The organism is Streptomyces sp. NPDC101160, assembly GCF_044768205.1.
In the GTDB taxonomy this organism is placed as follows: domain Bacteria; phylum Actinomycetota; class Actinomycetes; order Streptomycetales; family Streptomycetaceae; genus Streptomyces.
In genome coordinates, this window is record NZ_JBIWPJ010000006.1 from 650,083 (window position 1) to 665,771 (window position 15,689).

The window sequence follows — 15,689 nt, forward strand, 5'->3', positions numbered from 1 at the left end:
CGGGCGGCGGGCGGCTCCGGGAGGCGACCGCCTCCCGGACTGCCGGAGAGCTCCGGGCAAACCCGTTGCCCCGCCGCGGGGTTGAGAATGGCCGAAAGGCGACCCTGTAGGGGCCGGCTCCAACTGGCCCATGCCAGGGGCGCATTCGCGTGTGGCGCGATGCCCCCGGTGACACCCCCCGTGCGCCGTTGTCATGGCAGCATGTCCTCCACTCGACCTTTGTGGAGGCGGCGATGCGGTGGCTGGTGGGCTGGAGCAGTGTCGCCGCGCGCTTCGGTATGAGGGATACGAGGGATACGAGGGACGCCGGCAGCCCCTATACGGCGATGCCGGGCTCGGCCGGCGCCGTCGGCGACCCCGCCGAGGGGCGCACGGTGCACCCGGTGGGCGCGCAACTCCTGTGGGGCGACCCCGATCCGCTGTGGGCGGTCGGCGACTGGCGCCCCGACGAGGTGCGGCTGCTCGACGTCGACACCCACACCCGGCTCGCCGTGCTCGGCTGCTGCGCCGCGAGCGACGACGAGCTGCGGCGCGGCCTGCTGACCGCGCGCGGGGGCGCACTGCGGCATATGACCGCGTGGTCGGGGAGCTACACCGCCGTCGTCAAGGTCGGCCGCCGCATCACCGTCACGGGTGATCTCGCGGGCGCCCGCCCGGTGTTCCACACCCCCTGGGCCGGCGGCACCGCCTATGCCACGGCGGCGCTGCCGCTCGCCGACCTCGCCGAGGCCCAGCTCGACATCGGCCACCTCGCCGCGCTGCTCGCCTGCCCCGAGACCCCCGAGGCGCTGCGCGACTCCACCCCCTACGAGGGCGTGCGCCGGGTGCCGCCCGGCCACGCGCTGATCCTGCGCGAGGGCTCGCGCGAGATCACCGGCTACGAGACGGTCTCCTCGCTCGCCGTCGCCGCGCCCGAGGCCGACCCGAAGCAGGCGGTGGAGGCCGTGAAGGACGCCCTCGTCGAGGCCGTACGGGCCCGGCTCACCGCGCCCCGGCACGCCCCCGAGGTGCCGCTGCCCGACCCCGGCCCGGTGCCCGGCATGGGGCCCGCCGACCGGCGCGCGGCCCGCGGCGGCGCCCCCGCGCCCGGCATCGGCGCCGACCTGTCCGGCGGCAGCGCCTCCGGCACCCTCGCCCTGCTCGCGGCCGGGCTGCCCGGCGTGCCCGGCACGGTCCTCGGCCACGGCACGGGCGCGGGGGAGCGGCTGCTCGCCGTCACCTTCAACGACCTGGCCGGACCCGGCAGCCCGGAGAGCCAGGACGAACTGGTCCGCGCCCGCGAGATCGCCGCCAACCCGCGGCTGCACCACGTGGTCGTCGCGGCCGGCGAGGAGGCGCTGCCCTACGCGGACCTCGACGGGCCGCTGACGGACGAGCCGGGCCCGTCCCTGGTGTCGGCCGAACGGCACCGGCGGCGGCTCGCGGCCGGCAGCGCCGACCACTTCACCGGCTTCGGCGCCCGCCAGGTCCTCGACGCCCATCCGGCGCGCCTCGCCGACCTCCTGATGGACCGCCGGCGCCGCTCCCTGGTGCGGCCGGTGACCGCCCTCGCCAAGGCCACCGGCCCGTCGGCGGGGGCGCTTCTGGTCCCCCTCCAGGTGTACCGGGCGGCCCGGCGGCTGGCCCGTACGCCGTACCGCACCGGCCTGGAGGCCGCCGCCACGCGCGTGCTGGAGGCCAACCGCGCGCCCGCCGGGGCCCACGGCCCCCTGGAGGCCTCGCTGTCCGCGCTCGCCTGGTCCCGGCCGGGTCCCGCGGCGCGCTGGCTGACGGGGGAGGCGCTCGCCGAAGTATCGGTTCGCCTGAACCGGGCCGCGACCCTGCCGGCCTCCGTACAGCGCCCGGGCGACGCACGTGCGCGTGCCGCCCTCGCGCGGGCCGCCGCCGACCACCGGGTCCTGGAACAGGCCGCCGAGATCCGCGGCCAGCGGCTGCACGCCCCGTTCCTCGACAACCAGGTGGTACGGGCCTGCCGCGACCTCCCCGAATCGCTGCGGGTCCAGCCCGACGCCCGCGCCGGCGTCCTGCGCACCGTCCTCGCGGGCGCCGGCATCCACGACCTCCCGCCCGGCTGGGGCGCCCCCCACCCCGCCGTCCCGGCCGCCGCCACCCGCGCCGGCCTGCGCGCCGCGCTCCCGCACCTCCTGGCCCTCTTCGACGCGCCCCTCCTCGCCGACGCCGGTCTCATCGAGGCCCGCGTCGTCCGCGACGCCCTCCTCGCCGCCGCCGACGGCGCCCCGCTCCCCCTCGACGGCCTCGCCGACCTCGTCTCCACCGAACTCTGGCTCCGCCGCCTCCTCACCCGCCGCGGCTCCTGCTGGACGGGCACGGCGGCCCCGCGGCACCGGGCGGTGCCGGGACCGCTGATTCCGACGGGGCGGTCGCTCATGGCGTGAGTCCATCCACAGGCTGGGGACAGCCGTCCCGCTTGCCCCCGCCCTTGCCCGCGCCCCCGCCCTTTGCGGGCGACACCTCGGGGTTCCGAGCGCGTTCGCGCCCCTCGCGCGCCCCTCTCCGGGGAAACCCCGACAGAAACCCCGAGGCGCGGGCCACCCCGGCCCGCGACAATGACCGGGTGCGCTATCTCATCCTCGGCACCACCGACGCCCTCGACCCCACCGGCGCCTCCCTGCCCGTCGGCGGGGCCCGGCTGCGGGCGCTGCTCGCCGCGCTCGCGGTGCGCGGCGGGCGGACGGTGTCGGTCGGGGAGCTGGTCGACGACGTGTACGGGGACGAGCCGCCGCTGGACGCGCAGGCGGCGCTGCAGGCGCTGGTCGGGCGGCTGCGGCGGGTGCTCGGTAAGGAAGCGGTGGCGTCGGTGCCGGGCGGGTACCGGCTGGTGGCCGGGCCCGAGGACATCGATCTGTACGTTTTCGAGGCGCGGGTACGGGACGCGGGCGCCCGGCTCGCCGCCGGCGACCCGGAGACCGCGGCCGAGCTCCTCCGCGCCGCCCTCGCGCTGTTCCGGGGACCCGCGCTCGCCGATCTGCCCGAGCACGCGGGCGTGCGCCCCGAGGCACAGCGGCTCGCCGCGCTCCGCCAGCGCATCGAGGCGGACCTGCGGCGCGGCGCCACCGCCGGGCTCGTGCCGGAGCTGACCGAGCTCACCGGCGCGTATCCGTACGACGAGACCTTCCACGCCCAGCTGATCCGCGCCCTGCGCGCCGAGGGCCGCCCGGCCGACGCCCTGGCCGCGTACGAGCAAACCCGCCGCACCCTCGCCGACGGACTCGGCACCGACCCCGGCCCCGAACTCGCCGCCCTGCACGCCGAACTCCTCGCAGGCCACGGCCCGACACCCCGGGCGACCCCCTGGCCGGGCGCGGCGCCCGCCCCAGCCCCCGCCGCCCGGCGGACGCCGACTGCGGCCTCTGGCCGGGTCTCGGCCTCTGGCCCGGCCGCCGCGCCCGGCCGGGGAGTCGCGGGGCGTTCGGCTTCCACCCCAGCCGGTTCGGCCTCCACTGGCTGGCCGACGCCGACCGTGGCCTCCGGCCCGGCCGCGGAACTCGGCCAAGGTGTCGCCGCCGGTTCGGCTTCCGTAGGCCCCGCTTCCGCCCCAGCCGGTTCGGCTTCCGCCGGCTGGCCGACGCCGGTCGTGGCCTCCGGCCCGGCTGCCGAACTCGGCCAGGGGGTCGCCGCCGGTTCGGCCTCCGCCGGCCGGCCGACGCCGACCGCTCCGGCCCCGGCCGACCCGGCAGGCCGGTCCGATCCCGCCGTCGCCGGCCACCCGGCTGGTTCGCCGGGCTGGTCTGATCCTGCCGTCGCCGGCCACCCGGCTGGTTCGGCGGGTTGGTCCGATTCGGCGGCCACAGCCGACTCCGTCGGATCGGCCGCGCCTGTCGACCGTACGAGGCCCGTCGACGACCGGGCTGACCGGCGGGCGCCTGTCGAGGCCTCCGGCCCGGCCGGCCCTCACGGCCTTGCCGGTCCCGCTGGTTGGTCTGGCACAACCGGCCATGCCGACCGAGGTGCCTCGGCGGCCGGCTCTACGTCGGCCGGCCCGGCCGGTTGGTCTGACCCGGCCGGGCCGGCCGGTTGGTCTGGCACGGTGGGCCCAGCCGACCTGAGTGCCTCCGAGGTTGCTCCCGAGGGCGCCCCCACCCCGGCCGCCCCTTCCGGCCCGGCCGGTTGGTCTGGGACGGCTGGTCAAGCCGACGGGGGTGCCTTCGCGGGTGCCTCCGCGTCGGCCACCCGTCCCGGCCCGGCCGGCCCGGCCGCCCCGGCCGGTTGGTCCGCTCCGACCGCCGCGGCCGACCCTGCCCTTACCCCCGCCCCCGCCCCCGAGCCCGGCAATATCCGGCCCCGGCTCACCTCCTTCGTCGGGCGGGAGCCCGACCTCGTCGCGCTTCGTGCGGATCTGGAGCGGTCACGGCTCGTCACTCTCACCGGGCCCGGTGGGTCGGGGAAGACGCGGCTCGCCGAGGAGGCCGCCCGGCAGGCCGTGGGCGCCGCTGCGTGGATCGCCGAACTCGCGCCGCTCGACGACCCCGAGGCCGTGCCCGGTGCGGTGCTCTCCGCGCTGCGGCTGCGCGAGACGAACCTGATCACCCGCGACGGCGTGCCCCTCCAGGACGACCCGACCGCCCATCTCGTCGAGCACCTGGCCCGCCGTCCGCTGCTCCTCGTCCTCGACAACTGCGAGCACGTCATCGGGGCCGCCGCCGCGCTCGCCGAGACCCTCCTCACCCGCTGCCCCGGCCTGCGGATCCTCGCCACGAGCCGGGAACCCCTCGGTGTCCCCGGCGAAGCCGTCCGCCCCGTCGAGCCCCTGCCGCCGACCCCCGCCCACCGGCTCTTCACCGAGCGCGCCCGCGCCGTCCGCCCCGACTTCCGCGCGGAGGCCGGCGACGAGGACACGCGCGCCGTCGAGGAGATCTGCCGCCGGCTCGACGGCCTGCCGCTCGCCATCGAACTCGCCGCCGCCCGGCTGCGGCTGCTCACCCCGCGCCAGATAGCCGACCGCCTCGACGACCGCTTCCTCCTCCTCACCTCCGGCTCCCGCACCGTGCTGCCCCGCCAGCAGACCCTCCGCGCGGTCGTCGACTGGTCCTGGGAGCTGCTCGAAGCGGAGGAGCGCGACCTGCTGCGCCAGGCGTCCGTCTTCGCCGGCGGCTGGGACCTCGCCGCCGCCGAGGCCCTCAGCCCGGCCCCGTACGGCACCGCCGACGTCCTCGGCGCCCTCGTCGACAAGTCCCTCGTCGTCGCCACCCCCACCGACGACGGCGAGATGCGCTACCGCCTCCTGGAGACCATCCACGAGTACGCCGTCGAGCGCGCCGCCGAGACGCCGGAGCTGCGCGCCGCCGCCGAGGCCGCCCACACCGCGTACTTCACCGCCCTCGCCGAGCGCGCCGAACCGCTGCTGCGCTCCGGCGCCCAGCTCCCCTGGATCGCCCGCGTCGAGCGCGACCTCGACAACATCCGCGCCGCCCTGCACCGCAGCACGCTCACCGACCCGGACGAGGCCGTCGCCCTGCGGCTCGTCTTCGCCATGGGCTGGTTCTGGTGGCTGCGCAACTACCGGCCCGAGGGCATGTCCTGGGTGGAGCGCGTGCTGCCGCTCGGCGAGGACCCCGAGGACCCGGCCGATCCGCGCTTCTGGCCCCGCATGCACCTGCGCATGCTCCACTTCTTCCTCGCCGCGGAGAACCAGAACGGCCGGGCCTTCCGCGACGACCCCGAGGCCACGGCCGTCCGGGCCCGGGTCCTGACCGCGTTCTCCACCACCCCCGGCCCCGAGTCCGCCCGCTTCCCCGGCCTGCTCTGGCCGTTCATCGCGGTCTTCGACAAGCACCCCATCGACATGCGCACCCTGCTCGACAAGGCCGTCGCCGGCTGCCGCCGCCACGGCGGCGACTGGGAGACCGGGGTGACGCTGATGTTCCGCGCCCACATGGCCGTCGACAGGCCGGGTGGCATGCCGGACGTCGACGCGGACCTCGCCGAACTGCGCGTGCTCTCCCGCCGGGTCGGCGACCGCTGGATGCGCGCCCAGGTCGCCAGCGCCGCGGGCGAGGCCAACATCATGCGCGGCCGGCACGAGGCGGCCCGTGAGGCGTACGTGGAGGCGCTCGGCCTCGCCCGCGAGGTCGGCGCGCACGCCGAGGCGCCGTTCCTCCTCGCCCGGCTCGCCGAACTCGACTGGCGCGACGGGCGCACGGCGGACGCCAAGGCGGGCCTGGACGAGGCGGAAGCGGAGGGCCGGCGCCACCACGTCGCCGACGCGCAGACGTACATCGACTTCCTGCGGGCCTGGGTCGCGCTGCACGACGGGGACGTGGCCACCGCCCGCCGGTATGCCGAGGTGGGCGGCGCGCTGATGGAGGGCGGCACTCCGCCGCCGCACTTCGTCGCCGCCGCGCAGGGCCTCAACGCCCGGATCGAGGCCCACGAGGGTGCCGGTGCGGCGGCCGTCGGCCGGGCCGTCGAGGCGCTTCGTACGGCCAGGGACGGGGAGTGCGCCGAGTTCGTCAACGTCGGCCTCGCCGAGGGGCTGGCCCTCGCGCTGGCCCTGGGCGGGGAACTCGCCCTCGCCGTCAGCGCCCTGGCCGCCGCCGACACCTGGCGTGCCGGCATACCCCGCGCCGAGCCGGAGCTCCGTGAGACCGGGACCGTCACGGCCCTGGCCCGCGCCGGTCTGGACGCGGCTGCCTACGAGGCGGCGCGGGCGGCAGGCCGCGACCTCACCCTCGACGAGCTCCTGGCGCTCGCGGAGCCGTACGGCACGCCGGAGCACATACGGGACCACGGATGAGGCGGCGGCCCGCGTCCGTCACGAGCAGCTGATCCGGGAGTTCGCCCAGTCCGCGAGCACCGCGTGGCCGAAGGGCGTGTGCTGCTCGACCACGAGGCGCAGCGTGTGCCGGCCGGAGAGGCCGACGTGCACCGGGAGCGGCGCGTCACCGGGCCGCACCACGGCCGAGCGCCACAGCCGCTCCCCGTCCGCGTACACCGAGAAGCGCACCCCGGCCGGCCCCGGCAGGGGGACGGTGATGTCGTCGACGCCGACGAGCGCGTCGTAGCTGTTGCACTGCCGGTTGAGGTCGACGAGCAGCGAGGACGGGGCGTGCACGCTCACCCCGTGCGCGTAGCGGGTGCCGTTCATCGACAGGCCGGAGCGCTGCCACATCCAGCTGCTGCCCGCCAGGTCGACCTCCGGCTTGGTGCCGTCGCCGGCGATCCCGTACTGCAACTCGCTGAGCTGGTACGAGGCCGGTGCGGGCACCGGCTTCGGCGTGGTCCTGGACGGGGTGGGCCGGGGCGTCGCTTTGGGCTTGGGCTTGGGCGTCGGTGACGGTGTCGGCCGGGGGCTGGGCTTCGCGCTCGGCGTCGGAGTCGGCTTCGGCGGCGCGGGCGGCGGGGCCTGGACGGGCGGGGGCGCGGGCTCGCTGGGCTTGGGCGCCGGCTTCGGCGCGGGCGGCTGCGGCTGTACGGGCGCGACGACCGTCGGCGACGGCGTGGGCTTGGCGACCGGTTCCGCGTCGGAGCCGGTCAGCGCCCACACCAGACCGGCGGTCGCGGCGACCGCGGCGACGGCGGCGAGGCCCGCCTTCGCCGGGATGCCCAGGCCCTCGGCCGCGGCGGCCGACGAGGCCCCGGCGGTGCCGGTCGTGGCACCCGTGCCACTTGCCGCCGCGGCGGCGCCGGCCGCGCCCGCGCCGGCGACCCCGCCCGCGACGACTCCGGCCGCCTTGAGCGAGTAACCGGCGGCGAACCAGCCGATGACGGCGACCGGCAGCAGCGCAGGGATCCCGGCGTTCACATGCGCCAGCTCACCGGCGGCGAGCCGGCACTTGGCGCACTCGTCCAGGTGCTTGCGCAGCCCTCGTTCGGCCCGCATCCGCAGCCCGCCGCGCGCGAACGCGCCGAGCCGGTCGGCGTAGCGGGCACAGTCGCCGCCCGAGGTGAGCGACTGACTGACATGGGCCTGGAGGTACGCCTGCTTGAGGCCCTCGCGGGCCCGGCTGGCGAGCACGGCGGTGGCGTTGGCGGTGAGGCCGAACAGCGGGGCGACCTCGCTCGGCGACTCCTCCTCGACCGTGGTGTGCCACAGGACGGCCTGCCAGCGCTCCGGCAGCGACCGGAAGGCCTGCATGGCGAGGGACTGTTCGGCGTCGCGCATGGCGAGCACGTCGGCGCCCAGGTCCAGAGTGTCTCCGTCGGAGACCTCGGACGCCCGGGCGGCGTCCTCGGCGAACACCGCGAAGTCCTCGACCAGCTGCTCGCGCTTCTGGGTGCGGGTCCAGGTGGCGGCGACGCGCCGGACGGAGGTCAGCAGGTAGGCGCGCACGGCCTGTTCGGGACCGGCCCCGCGCCGTACCGCCTGCAGGGTGCTCGCGAAGACCTCCGCCGTCAGGTCGTCGGCGGTGTCGGCGTCCCGGCAGCAGGAGCGGGCGTAGCGGCGTACGGCCTCGGAGTGCCGGCGGAACAGCTCCTCGTAGGAGCTGTCGTCGCCCTCCCGCATGCGCTGCACGAGTTCGGCGTCGGACGGCGGCAGATCGAGCGGCGGCGGCAGTACGGAACCGGACTCGGCCTCGTCGCCGTCGAGATGCGCCGACGAGCCGCCCTCGCGCTGCTGCGGCACGCTCGGTTCGACTGCCCCGGCCGCAGCGGCTCCGGCTCCAGCCCCGGCGGCCCCGGTTCCGGACGTGCCCGTCGGTCCGCCCTGGCTCGGCACCTGCCCGGCGGACAGCCCGCCGGGCTCCGTGGTGCCGGCGGCGGCCGACGTCTCGTCCCGACTGTCACCGCTCATCGCGGAAGCCCCCGTAAGCACGCTCGGACCCGAACAACGGCCAAGCCTGCCACAGAGCGCGGGCACGCCGAGGCCTCGCGTCCACTTACCACTCTTCCGGGGCGACTTACCGCGTCAGGGCGTAACCGCTCATCCGTTCGTGCCATGCTCGACGGCCCGGCCGGGCCGTCGAGAACCGTGCTCCCCCCGGGGTCCGCTACCGCGAGCGCAGCCCCTCGAGCAGGATGTCGAGCAGCCGGGCCGAAGCCGCCGCCTGCTGGGCGGCGTCCGGCAGCGCCGGCGCGGCCGTGGCTATCACGAGCAGGACGTCGGACACCGTCACGTCCGTCCGCAGCTCACCGGCCTCCCGCGCCCGGTCCACCAGCCGGCCCACGACCTCCAGGAGCTCCGCGGCCCCCGCGTCGTCCTGCTCGGCCAGCGGCACCGCACGCGGCGCGACGACCCGCTGGTCGCCGTTCTCACCGAAGCCGGCCGCGGCAGCCAGACCCACGGTGCCCGCGACGCCCACGGCCTCGCGCTGCTGCGGAACCCGCGCCGCGTCCTCGGCCGACGGACCGGCCGGCGCACCGGTCGGCAGCAGCACCTCGTCCACGCCCACCCGCAGCACCTGCGGCGGCAGCAGCCGACCGGCGCCCGAGGCGACCGAGGTGCGCAGGAACCGGGACAGCGCCGACCACGGCTCGTCCTCCTGGCCGAGCGCCGTGCGCGCCTGCTCCGTGAGCCGCGCCGTCTCCTCCTCGGCTATCCGCCGGACCAGCACGTCCTTGCTGGGGAAACGGCGGTACACGGTGCCGACACCCACCCGGGCGCGGCGCGCCACGTCCTCCATCGGAGCCCCGTAGCCGAGCTCGCCGAACACCTCGCGCGCGGCGCGCAGCACGTGCTCCAGATTGCGCTGCGCGTCCACGCGCAGCGGCGCGGACCGGCCGTTCGGCGCCGACTGCGCCAGACGGACCTGCCCGTACGAATCCTGAATCTGCATAAGCGTTCCCCCGCTCATGATGTCTCCCCCCGGAGACTCCCCGCCCTGACACGGGGGTCCGACCGTGCCACGCGTGCGGTCCGCGCGCGGCGATCCGACACCCCGACGAAGTACGAACATAGTTGAGTCGGGGTCAATTCAGAAGGGGCAGTTCCGTACGGTGCGCCCCCCGATCGGAGCAAGGACCGGAACCCTCCCGATTCCGGACCCAGGTCACACGAGCCACCACCACCCTGACCTGCGCATTCTCCCGTCCGCCCGGTCGATTCGCCACCCCCCGCCTCCGTATCCCTCCGGTCACACAATTTGCCGGGCCTGTGGACAAACCCCGGACGGCGTTGCGTCATGGGACAGTGACCGAACCTGTGCGCATTCTCGTTGTCGGCGGTGGCTACGTCGGGATGTACACCGCGCTGCGCCTCCAGCGGCAGCTCAGGGCCGAGCTCCGCGACCGCACGGCCGAGATCACGGTGGTCACGCCCGACCCGTACATGACGTACCAGCCGTTCCTGCCCGAGGCCGCGGCCGGCTCCATCTCCCCGCGTCACGTCGTCGTCCCGCTCCGCCGGGTCCTCGACCGCTGCCGCATCGTCATCGGCGAGGTCCACGCCGTCGACCACGCCAAGCGCACCGCGACCCTCTCCACCCTCGCCACCGAGGAGGAGGGCGCCGGAAACGTGCAGATGCGCTACGACGAGCTGGTCATCGCCCCCGGCTCGGTCTCCCGCACCCTCCCGGTCCCCGGCCTCGCCGACCACGGCATCGGCTTCAAGACCGTCGAGGAGGCCATCGGCCTGCGCAACCACGTCATCGAGCAGATGGACATCGCGTCCTCCACCCGCGACCCCGCCATCCGCGACGCCGCCCTCACCTTCGTCTTCGTCGGCGGCGGCTACGCCGGTGTCGAGGCGCTCGCCGAACTCGAGGACATGGCCCGCTACACCTCCCGCTACTACCACAACATCAAGCCCGAGGACCTGCGCTGGGTCCTCGTCGAGGCGTCCGAACGGATCCTGCCCGAGGTCGGCGAGGAGATGGGCCGCTACGCCATCCGAGAGCTGCGCGGCCGGAACATCGACGTCCGCCTCGGCACCCGCCTTGACTCCTGCGAGAACCGGGTCGCCGTCCTCAGCGACGGCACCCGCCTGCCCACCCGTACCGTCGTGTGGACCGCGGGCGTCAGGCCCGCGCCGCTCGTCGCCGCCACCGACCTGCCCCGCACCGAACAGGGCCGCATCCGCTGCACCGCGCAGCTCACCGTCGCCGGGGTCGAACACGCCTGGGCCGCAGGAGACGCCGCCGCCGTCCCCGACGTCACCGCCGACACGCCGGGCACCGAGTGCGCTCCCAACGCCCAGCACGCCGTCCGCCAGACCAAGGTGCTCGCCGAGAACGTCGCCGCCGCCCTGCGCGGACAGCCGCTCAAGGAATACCGGCACGCCTACGTCGGCTCCGTCGCCTCCCTCGGCCTGCACAAGGGCGTCGCCCACGTCTACGGGCGCAAACTCAAGGGCTACCCCGCCTGGTTCATGCACCGCGCCTACCATCTCAGCCGGGTCCCCACCTTCAACCGCAAGGCCCGCGTACTCGCCGAATGGACCCTGTCCGGGCTGTTCAAGCGTGAGATCGTCTCCCTCGGCTCCCTGGAGCACCCGCGCGCCGAATTCGAACAGGCCGCCGCGCCCCCACCCGCGGCCAAGCCCGCCCAGGAGGGCGAGTCCTCCGTCTGACATCACTGTCAGTGCACTCGTCCACACTGGACGTGTGACCATAGGTGGGCTCACACCTGCACAGAGTGACTCTGCACGGCAACGACACCACGAGGCATACAGATCCGTGAACTTCACCCGTTGGAGCGCCAGGCTCCCCGGTACGCAGCGTCGCGCGGCGTCCCGCGGAACCGAAGGCTCCGTGCCCGCGGCCCGCGGTGAGTACGGGCCCCGGCCGGAGCACCTCGCCGGAGACCCGGACGTCGCCGACGTCGCCGCCGACGTACCCGCCCTGGAGGACTTCACCGTCCGGGAGATCGTCGGCCGCCTCCCCGGCCTGGTCGCGCTCGTGTACGGCAGGGAGCACCGCATCGCGTACGTCAACGAGGCGTACGTCGCCGCCTTCGGCGCCCGCACCGCCGGCACCAGGGTCGCCGACAGCTGCCCCGAGGCCGAGGAGCTCGGCCTGCTGCCCCTCCTCGACCAGGTCCTGCGCAGCGGCAAGCCCCGCACCGTGAAGTCCCGCCGCACCCAGGACGGCGGCTCCTTCACCGTCACCTGCCTGCCCGTGGAGAGCCCGCACCTCGCCGACGGCGGCGTCCTCGTGCACGCCGCCGACGTCACCGACCACGCCGAGGCCGCCGAACGGCTCCGGGCCAGCGAGCGCCGGCACCGCGAGGCCGCCGTCACCCTCCAGCGCTCCCTGCTCCCGCAGGAGCTGGAGCAGCCCGACGACCTCCGCGTCGCCGCCACCTACCAGCCCGGCGGCACCGACGCCGCCGTCGGCGGCGACTGGTACGACGTCATCACCCTCGGCGCCGGCCGCACCGCCCTCGTCATCGGCGACGTCATGGGCCGAGGCGTCCGCGCCGCCGCCGTCATGGGCCAGCTCCGCACCGCCGTCCGCGCCTACGCCCGCCTCGACCTGCCGCCGCACGAGGTGCTCCAGCTCCTCGACGGCCTCGCCGCCGAGATCGACGCCAGCCAGATCGCCACCTGCGTCTACGCCGTCCACGACCCCAACGAGGGCAAGCTCGTCTACGCCTCCGCCGGCCACCTCCCGATCCTCGTCCGCGACGAGGACGGCACCGTCCGCCGCGCCGAGGACCCCACCGGCCCGCCGCTCGGCACCGGCGGCTGGCTGCACACCTCGGGCTCGATCGCCCTGCCGCCCGGCTCCACCGCCGTCCTCTACACCGACGGCCTGGTCGAGCGCCGCCGCGAGGACATCGACGAAGGCGTCTCCGCCCTGGAACGCGCCCTCTCCGGCGCCACCGGCAGCCCCCAGGTCGTCTGCGACCGGCTGCTCCGCTCCCTCGGCGTCACCGCCGAGCACGACGACGACGTCGCCGTCCTCGTCCTCCAGCACCCGGCGCGCCAGGGCGCCGACGCCGAGCTCTTCCACAACGCGGCCCTGGAGCTCATCGGCGGCGTCGAGGCCGCCCCGCGCGCGCGTGCCTTCGCCTCCGGCGTCCTCGCCAGCTGGCGCTTCCCGGTCGAGCTGCGCGACCTCGGCGTCCTCGCCACCAGCGAGCTGGTGGCGAACTCCCTCCAGCACGGCACCCCGCCCATGCGGCTGCGGCTCCGGCGCACCGACCGCCGCCTGATCATCGAGGTGACGGACGGCGACGACCATCTGCCGCGCCGCCGCAGGGCGGAAACGGAGGACGAGGCGGGTCGCGGTATCTCGATCATCGCGACGATCGCCTCGTCCTGGGGCAGCCGCCGCACTCCGGGCGGCGGCAAAGCGGTGTGGTGCGAGTTCGCCCTGCCCGACACGCGCTAGGCGTGCGTCAGGCGGTACGGCGTCAGGTGGTACGGGTCAGGCGGCCGCGGTCTCCTTCGCGGCCGGCTGGTGCTGGGCCACCACCCGCGACGGCCTGACGGCGAGCGACGGCTGGTCCTGCACCGGCGTGAGCTGCCTGCCCAGCCGGACCGCCAGGAAGGTGATCCCGAGCGAGAACAGCACGAAGGTCAGGATGTACGGCCCGTGCAGCGACGCCCCCATGGGCCCGCCGACCGCCGGGCCGACGGCCAGCGCGAGCTGCTTCACCAGGGCGAAGGCCGAGTTGTACGTGCCGACCATCGACTCCGGCGCCAGGTCCGCCACCAGCGGCGCGACCGTCGGCGACAGCATCGCCTCGCCGAGCCCGAACAGCGCGTACGTGGAGACGAACGCCGCCGTCGCCATCGCCTGGCTGCCGTGCCCCAGACCCGCGTACCCGGCGAACAGCCACGCCACGGTCCAGATCAGACCGACGGCCGCGATCACCCGGGTGCGCCTGCGGCGCTCGACGAACTTCAGAACCAGGAACTGGGCGACCACGATGACCGCGGTGTTGGCGGCCAGGGCGACACCGAGCGTCGACGGGGCGATCCCGGCGGCCTCCGTGCCGTACGCGGCGAGACCCGACTCGAACTGCCCGTAGCAGGCGAAGAACAGCACGAAGCCGAGCACGCACAGCTGCACCATCGCCTTGTGCCCGAGCAGCGCCCGCACCCCGCCGCCCGTGCCGCCGGCCGGCCGCGCACCCTGGAGGGCCGGGGACTCCGGCGTCCTCACGGTCAGCACGATGGCCGCAAGGACCAGGAACATCGCCGACTCGATCGAGAAGAGCAGCAGGAAGCTGTCCGGACGGCTGGGGTCGACCAGCTGGCCGCCGATGAGACCACCGATGCCGAGACCGAGGTTCTGCAGGAAGAACTGCATCGCGAAGGAACGGGTCCGGGTGGCCTGCGTCGAGCACCACACGATCATCGTGGCGAGCGCCGGCTGCATCACCGCCGTACCGGCACCGAGCAGCGCCGCCGCGCCGACGGCCGCGGGCACGGAGGACGCGAGGCCCATCCCGAGCGCGCCGGCCGCGGCGAGCAGCGAGGCCACGAGCAGCACGGGCACCGGCCCGCGCCGGTCGATGGCCCGCCCGCTGAACGGCAGGACCACCAGCGCTGCCATGGCGAACACAGCCAGGACGACACCCGCTGTGCTCGCACCCAGATCGCGCACCTGAGCGACGTACACATAGAGGTACGGCACGGTGAAGCCGAGTCCGAACGCGCTCAGCGCGCTGCCTGCCTGAATCCGGCGCATCGCGGCGCCCATCCCCTTGGTCACACTCACCCACTTCGGTCGCGGGTTCAGTGCTGTAGCTCTGAACCCTGAAGACTTCAATCCTAAAGTTCGATGCTTAAAGATACACATAGAAGGACTTCAACGCCAACGACCCCGTGGGATACTCGGCCGCATGTCCGACACCCCCGAGCCGTCCCGCGCCCAGGCCCCGCAGGAGCCGAGCCTCGACGAGCAGATCGCCGCCTACCAGCGCGAGTTCCGCGACCTCGACCCCCAGGTCGAGAAGGTGGTCTCCGCGCTGGGCCGGCTGAACCGCCGGATGAACGTGGCGTACGGTCGCCAGGTCGCCGACCTCGGCATCAGCAACGCCGAGTGGGAGGTCCTCAAGACCCTCGTCCTCTCCGGCGCCCCCTACCGCCTGGGCCCCGGCGAACTCGCCAAGCGCCTCGGCCTCACCCCGGCCGCCATGACCCACCGCATCGACCGCATGGCGGGCGAGGGCCTGGTCACCCGCGACCGCGACGAGAACAACCGCGTGCGCGTGATCGTCGAGCTGACGGACGAGGGTCGCCAGAAGTGGCTCGAGGCCATGCGCATGGCGACGAACTTCGAGGAAGAGCTCCTCCAGGACCTGACGTCGGAGGAGCGCGGGGCGCTCGGCGAGATGCTGATCCGGCTGCTGCGGCGCGTGGAGCTCACGCAGCCCGACGCGGGCGGCCGACTGAAGGACCTGGACTGAGGTTCGGGCCGGCGCCGTGGCCGGCCAGGCGCCCTTGACACGCCCCACCCGGATGCGTAGTGTTCTCCGAGTTGTCACGGAGCCGGAACGGTTCTTCGACAACCATCCCGCCGCAGGTGCGGCACCTCAACTCCGCAAGTTCTCCTCACCGGGACGAATTTCGGCTTGCCGAAATTCATTTCGAAAGACTCGATTATGAGCCGCCGGGGAAATCCGCTAGAGTTTGAGACGTCGGAACGGCCCAACAGCCGCAAAGACAAACCCCGCTGACCGGGGATCAGACACCGAAAGGATCTGATAGAGTCGGAAACGCCGGAAGGGCCCAGAGCGAAAGCGAAAGGGACCGGAAAGCACCGAGGAAATCGGATCGGAAAGATCTGATAGAGTCGGAAACGAAGGAAGCGCCCGGAGGAAAGCCCGCGAGGGTGAGTACA

8 protein-coding genes are annotated in these 15,689 nt (G+C 74.9%); 5 read left to right on the forward strand and 3 right to left on the reverse strand.

Features of this window, described 5'->3' with window-relative positions:
- Positions 1-233 precede the first annotated feature (233 nt).
- Together ACIRSU_RS22505 and ACIRSU_RS22510 are read left to right on the forward strand one after the other, a co-directional pair.
- Positions 234-2,396, forward strand: coding sequence for an asparagine synthase-related protein (locus ACIRSU_RS22505; RefSeq protein ID WP_403794834.1), 2,163 nt, complete (start codon positions 234-236; stop codon positions 2,394-2,396).
- Between the two features lie 179 nt (positions 2,397-2,575).
- The gene (locus tag ACIRSU_RS22510) at positions 2,576-6,754 is read left to right on the forward strand and encodes a BTAD domain-containing putative transcriptional regulator (RefSeq protein ID WP_403794837.1); all 4,179 of its coding nucleotides are present in this window, start codon (positions 2,576-2,578) and stop codon (positions 6,752-6,754) included.
- Positions 6,755-6,772: 18 nt separating this feature from the next.
- On the opposite strand, the gene ACIRSU_RS22515 is transcribed toward ACIRSU_RS22510, so the two are convergent.
- Together ACIRSU_RS22515 and ACIRSU_RS22520 are read right to left on the reverse strand one after the other, a co-directional pair.
- Positions 6,773-8,752 (reverse strand): sigma-70 family RNA polymerase sigma factor, encoded by a 1,980-nt coding sequence (locus tag ACIRSU_RS22515; RefSeq protein ID WP_403794840.1) that lies wholly within the window; start codon positions 8,750-8,752, stop codon positions 6,773-6,775.
- 196 nt (positions 8,753-8,948) lie between these two features.
- Complete coding sequence (locus ACIRSU_RS22520) at positions 8,949-9,734, reverse strand: TetR/AcrR family transcriptional regulator (RefSeq protein WP_403794843.1); 786 nt, start codon at positions 9,732-9,734, stop codon at positions 8,949-8,951.
- Positions 9,735-10,087: 353 nt separating this feature from the next.
- Between ACIRSU_RS22520 and ACIRSU_RS22525 the strand changes: the two genes are divergently transcribed.
- Positions 10,088-11,464, forward strand: a complete 1,377-nt coding sequence (locus ACIRSU_RS22525; RefSeq protein WP_403794845.1) for an NAD(P)/FAD-dependent oxidoreductase — start codon at positions 10,088-10,090, stop codon at positions 11,462-11,464.
- A 106-nt stretch (positions 11,465-11,570) separates the two neighbouring features.
- Positions 11,571-13,229, forward strand: coding sequence for a SpoIIE family protein phosphatase (locus ACIRSU_RS22530; RefSeq protein ID WP_403794848.1), 1,659 nt, complete (start codon positions 11,571-11,573; stop codon positions 13,227-13,229).
- A gap of 36 nt (positions 13,230-13,265) precedes the next feature.
- Here the strand turns inward: ACIRSU_RS22530 and ACIRSU_RS22535 are convergent, their stop codons facing one another.
- On the reverse strand, positions 13,266-14,546 hold the full coding sequence (locus ACIRSU_RS22535; RefSeq protein WP_403794975.1) for an MFS transporter: 1,281 nt from the start codon (positions 14,544-14,546) through the stop codon (positions 13,266-13,268).
- Positions 14,547-14,688: 142 nt separating this feature from the next.
- On the opposite strand from ACIRSU_RS22535, the gene ACIRSU_RS22540 reads away from it, so the two are divergent.
- Positions 14,689-15,255, forward strand: a complete 567-nt coding sequence (locus ACIRSU_RS22540) for a MarR family winged helix-turn-helix transcriptional regulator (RefSeq protein ID WP_403794849.1) — start codon at positions 14,689-14,691, stop codon at positions 15,253-15,255.
- The last annotated feature ends 434 nt before the right edge of the window (positions 15,256-15,689 follow it).